The organism is Mycobacterium sp. TH-M15, assembly GCF_057473705.1.
The window spans coordinates 1-4,837 of sequence record NZ_JBYCLB010000017.1 but is presented as its reverse complement, the minus strand read 5'-3'; the positions used below and the strand labels follow the sequence as shown (position 1 = coordinate 4,837).

The 4,837-nt window shown below is 69.7% G+C and carries 5 protein-coding genes; 1 reads left to right on the top strand and 4 read right to left on the bottom strand.

The window, feature by feature from the left end:
* Together AC2VNT_RS00425 and AC2VNT_RS00420 are read right to left on the bottom strand one after the other, a co-directional pair.
* Window positions 1-644 (bottom strand): SDR family oxidoreductase (locus AC2VNT_RS00425; protein ID WP_486944982.1); only part of this gene is annotated, 644 nt, incomplete at its 3' end.
* A gap of 39 nt (window positions 645-683) precedes the next feature.
* Entirely contained in the window at window positions 684-1,349 is a 666-nt protein-coding gene (locus tag AC2VNT_RS00420; protein WP_486944981.1) for a TetR/AcrR family transcriptional regulator, read from the bottom strand.
* A 119-nt stretch (window positions 1,350-1,468) separates the two neighbouring features.
* Here AC2VNT_RS00420 and AC2VNT_RS00415 point away from each other — a divergent pair, with 119 nt between their 5' ends.
* Complete coding sequence (locus tag AC2VNT_RS00415) at window positions 1,469-2,944, top strand: cytochrome P450 (protein ID WP_486944980.1); 1,476 nt, start codon at window positions 1,469-1,471, stop codon at window positions 2,942-2,944.
* A gap of 125 nt (window positions 2,945-3,069) precedes the next feature.
* Here the strand turns inward: AC2VNT_RS00415 and AC2VNT_RS00410 are convergent, their stop codons facing one another.
* On the bottom strand, window positions 3,070-3,432 hold the full coding sequence (locus tag AC2VNT_RS00410) for a carboxymuconolactone decarboxylase family protein (RefSeq protein WP_486944979.1): 363 nt from the start codon (window positions 3,430-3,432) through the stop codon (window positions 3,070-3,072).
* A gap of 277 nt (window positions 3,433-3,709) precedes the next feature.
* Window positions 3,710-4,837, bottom strand: a 1,128-nt coding sequence (locus AC2VNT_RS00405) for a thiamine pyrophosphate-dependent enzyme (protein ID WP_486944978.1), incomplete at its 5' end; no start/stop codon positions are given.

Here is a 4,837-nt window from a genome sequence, read left to right as displayed (position 1 = left end):
GCGACCCGGGGGTCGTCGCGGTCGACACCGGCGATCTCGACGGTGTCGATCAACGGGGTGCGCACCGCGCCGGGCACCACCACCGACTCCCCGTTGGGGTGGCGGGCCTGGTCGAAAGGCAGCACCTCGGAATGGCCGAGCAGCCCGTACTTGCTGGCGCTGTAGGCGGCGTGCCAGGGCAGGGCGAGCAGACCGGCCGCCGAGGAGACGTTCACCAGCTGGCCACCGCGGCCGGCCGCCACCATAGCCGGCACGAACTCCTCGATGACGTGGATCGGGCCCATCAGGTTGATCGCGACGATCTTGCTCCACTGCTCGTGGCTGAGCCGGTCGACGGTGCCCCAGGCCGATATCCCGGCGATGTTCATCACGACGTCCATCGCCGGGTGGCGGGAGTGGATCTCGGCGGCGAACGCGGCTACCTGGTCATGGTCGGCGACGTCCAGCGCCCGGTGCTCGGGAACCTGCGCCCCCAGCGCCCGCGCGTCGGCGACCACCTCGTCGAGGCCGTCGGCGTTGCGGTCGGTCAGGTACAGCTCGGCACCGTAGCCGGCGAGCTGCAGCGCGGTCGCCCGCCCGATGCCGCTGGCCGCCCCGGTGATGAAACACCGCTTGCCCCGATAGTGCTCCGCTAGCTTCGCCATGGATGCTGACCCTACCGGCGGTGCGATCCGGTGCGTCGTTCAATCCGCCGGTGTGGCCGGCTCGGCCGCGCCGGGCCACAGCGCGGCCAGCCAGAGCCGTTCGAGCACCCGCGCGGTGCGCTGCACGTCGCCGTCGGCGCCCAGGAACGTGCTGTCCCCGGAGAGCGCCACCGCGCTGGTCGCGGCCAGGGTGCGGACCAGCACCGGAAGGTCGTCGCTGACCGGCTGCGCGGTGCCGGCGGCGGCCTCGTCACGGACGATGCCGACGATCTGGTCGACCACCACGGCGAGCTGACGGTCCAGAATCTCCCGGATCTGCGGGTCGGTGGCGCGCGCGGCGTTGCAGGCCGCCAGCACCGGATCGTTGTTCGCGTACACCAGGGCGGCGCTGCCGACCATCCGCTGGGCGAACGCCGCGGGTGATTCGTCGGCACCGCGCGGGGCGAAGTGCCCGGTGAGCGCCTCGAGCTCGTCCAGCGCCTCGGCGAGGATCTGCGCGAGCACCGCGTACTTGGAGTCGAAGTAGAAGTAGAAGCCGGATCGCGCGACCCCGGCCCGGTAGCTGATCGTGGCGACCGAGAGTTCGTCGAACGGCTTCACGGCCAGCAGGTCGCGTACCGCCTGCACGATCGCCCCGCGCCGCCGGTCGCCGCGCCGCGACCGCATCGGGGACCGCGGCCGGTCCTCCCCCTGCACTGTGTCCATCCTGCGACTCTGCCGTAACGCGGACCGAAAGAAAAGACTTGACATGCGTCAACCCATATCGAACGATTAGCTTTCAGTGACCGAGGTCACCACCTGCCGATCCTCGCAAAGGAGCGTCGATGACCACCGTCAGCACCTCGCACTACCTGCTCGACCAGGCGAAACGCCGGTTCATCCCGACCATGAACAACATGCCCGGGATGGGCGCGCTGGAGAAGCGGCTGCTGACGGTGGACTGGAAGACCCAGACGCTGGCCGACCCGCCACCCGGCAGCGGACTCAAACCGGTGACCGGCGATGCCGGCCTGCCGATCCTCGGCCACGTCGTCGAGACGTTCCGCGAGGGCCCGGACTACCTGCTGTTCGTCTACCGCAAGCACGGCCCGCTGTACTTCGCCAAGTCGCCGATCCTGTCGTCGGTCGCCGCGCTCGGCCCGGACGCCACCCAGATCGTCTTCGCCAACCGCGACAAGGACTACTCGACCACGGGCTGGATCCCGGTGATCGGGCCGTTCTTCAACCGCGGCCTGATGCTGCTGGACTTCGACGAGCACCTGCACCACAAGCGGATCCTGCAGGGCGCCTTCACCCGCCCGCGGCTGGCCGATTACGTCGTCGACATGGACCGGGTCACCAGCGCGATCGTGCGCGACTGGCCCACCGACGACACCCGGTTCCTGTTCTACCCGGCGGTCAAGGAGCTCACCCTGGACATCGCGTCGGTGGTGTTCATGGGCCATGACCTGCGCGACGACCACACGCTGGTGGCGAAGGTCAACCACGCGTTCGAGCAGACCACCCGGGCCGGCGGGGCGATCATCCGGACGTCGGTGCCACCGTTCAAGTGGTGGCGCGGCCTACAGGCCCGTCGGGTGCTGGAGGAGTACTTCGCCGGGCGGGTGGTCGAGCGCCGCGCCGCCGAGGGCACCGACATGCTCACCGCGCTCTGCCACACCACCGACGAGGACGGCAACAGCTTCACCGACCAGGACATCGTCAACCACATGATCTTCTTGATGATGGCCGCCCACGACACCACCACGTCGACGCTGACCACGATGGCCTACCACCTGGCCGCGAATCCGACGTGGCAGGAACGGGCCCGCGACGAATCGGCCCGGCTGGGCGACCGGCCGCTGGACATCGATGCGCTGGAGCGCCTGGAGACGCTGGACCTGGTGATGGACGAGTCGCTGCGGCTGGTCACCCCGCTGCCGTTCAACATGCGTCAGACGGTGCGCGACACCGAGCTGCTCGGCCACTACCTGCCGGCCGGCACCAACGTGACGATCTGGCCGGGGATGAACCACTGGCTACCCGAGTTGTACACCAACCCACGGCAGTTCGACCCGGAGCGGTTCCTGGAGCCGCGGTGCGAGCACAAGAAGCACCGGTATGCGTTCAACCCGTTCGGCGGCGGGGCGCACAAGTGCATCGGGATGACCTACGCGCGGCTGGAGGTCAAGACCGTCATCCACCGGCTGCTGCGCCGCTACCGGCTGGAGCTGGTCCGGCCGGGTTATCAGCCGCGGTGGGACTACGGGGGGATGCCGATCCCGATGGACGGCATGCCGATCGTGCTGCGCTCGCTCTAGCCGTTCAGGCCAGCGCCAAGAACAGCTTCCCCAGCCTCGGCCAGCGGCGCGGCCTCGCCACCCTCGGTGGGGCTTCCCGAAGACCGGACGCGACGCCATCGGCGGCGGCGCACCCCGGCGGTGGGTCAGACCGACGCGGTGGCGTCGGCGAATTCGCAGAACGCGTCGTAGGCGCGGGCCCCGTAGATGGTGGCCGGTCCGCCCATCATCAGGAAGGTCACGCCGATCGCTTCGGCGGCCTCCTCCTTGCTGGCCCCGGCGCGCACCGCGCTCTGCGCGTGCGAGGCGATGCAGCCGTCGCAGCCGTGCACCACACCGACGGCCAGCGCGATCAGCTCCTTGAACTTGGTGTCCAGCGCTCCCGACGCGAACGCCGCCTTGCTCAGCTCGCCGAAGCCGCGGTAGACGTCCGGGATCATCGTCCGTAGCGCCCGGTGCTGCGGGTTGAGGGTGGTCAGTACGTCGTGGTGGTTGGTGTGTTCAGCCATGCCGTCACGATACCCTACGGGGTATCAGGCTGTCACCTCGACCACGCCGTGCGCTAGCGTACGACCGTGACGGCACCCGCCAGCCCCCCCAAGATCGTCCTCGCCAGCGGCAGCGGCTCCCTGGGCCGGCGGACTCCTGGATCCACCTCCGCGTTGGGCCTCACCGGGCGCTACTCCACACCGCCGTGCTGCGCGACAGCGGATTCCGGTTCACCTTCCCGCTGCTCGACGACGCCCTAGCCGACCTGCTGGGTTGAGGGTGCGCCCAGCAGCCGGCTCAGTCCAGGATCCGCCGGGCCACGTTGGTGGTGACCAGGTCCAGCAGCTCGTCGGCGCGGCCGGCCAGGATGGTGCGGATCGCGTACAGCGAGAACCCCTTCGCCTGCTGGGCGGTGATCGCCGGCGGGATCGACAGCTCCTGCCGGGCGGTCACCACGTCGACCAGTGCCGGCCCGTCGTGGGCGAACGCGTCGGTCAGAGCGGCCTCCAGCTCCCCCGGCCGCTCCACCCGGCGACCGAAGATGCCCAGCGCCGCGGCGACCGCGGCGAAGTCCGGGTTGCGCAGGTCGGTGCCGAAGTTGACGATGCCGGCCGCCTTCATCTCCAACTCGACGAAGTTCAGCGACGAGTTGTCGAAGACGATCACCTTCACCGGCAGCCGGTTCTGCACCAGGGTGAGCAGCTCGCCGAAGAGCATGGTCAGCCCGCCGTCACCGGCGAAGGCGACCACCTGGCGGCCGCGGTCGGCGGTCTGGACGCCGATGGCGTGCGGCAGTGCGCAGGCCATGGTTCCGTGGTTGAACGACCCGATCAGCCGCCGACGGCCGTTCATCGTCAGGTAGCGCGCCGCCCACACCACCGGAGAACCGACGTCGGCGGTGAACACCGCGTCGACAGCGGCGATCTGATTAGCAAGCGCTGCAACGTATTCCGGTCTGATCGGGGTGCGGTCGCGGTCGTTGGCGGCCAACGCGTTCAGCTTCTTGCGGGTCTTGGCGTAGTGCAGCAGCGCGCGGTCCAGGTGGGCGCGGTCGTATTTGCGACTCAGCAGCGGCAGCAACGCCGCGGCGGTGTCGGCGACGGTGCCGACCAGGCCGAGGTCGATCGGCACCCGCCGGCCCAGGTTGCGCCCGCGGACGTCGACCTGGATGATCTGCGCGCGGTCGGGATAGAACTGCTGATACGGGAAGTCGGTGCCGAGCATCAGCAGCACGTCGGCTTCCTTGATCGCCTTGTAGCCGGAGGCGAAGCCGAGCAGGCCGGTCATCCCGACGTCGTGCGGGTTGTCGTACTCGATGAAGTCCTTGCCGCGCAGCGCGTGCACGATCGGCGCCTGCAGCGTTGTCGCCAGCTCGACCACCCGGTCGTGGGCGCCGGCCACCCCGGCGCCGGCCAGGATGGTCAC

Coding starts and splice junctions, on each gene's coding strand:
- AC2VNT_RS00410 (WP_486944979.1), bottom strand. CDS start 3,432: ATGGCTGAACACACCAACCACCACGACGTACTGACCACCCTCAACCCG.
- AC2VNT_RS00420 (WP_486944981.1), bottom strand. CDS start 1,349: ATGGACACAGTGCAGGGGGAGGACCGGCCGCGGTCCCCGATGCGGTCG.
- AC2VNT_RS00415 (WP_486944980.1), top strand. CDS start 1,469: ATGACCACCGTCAGCACCTCGCACTACCTGCTCGACCAGGCGAAACGC.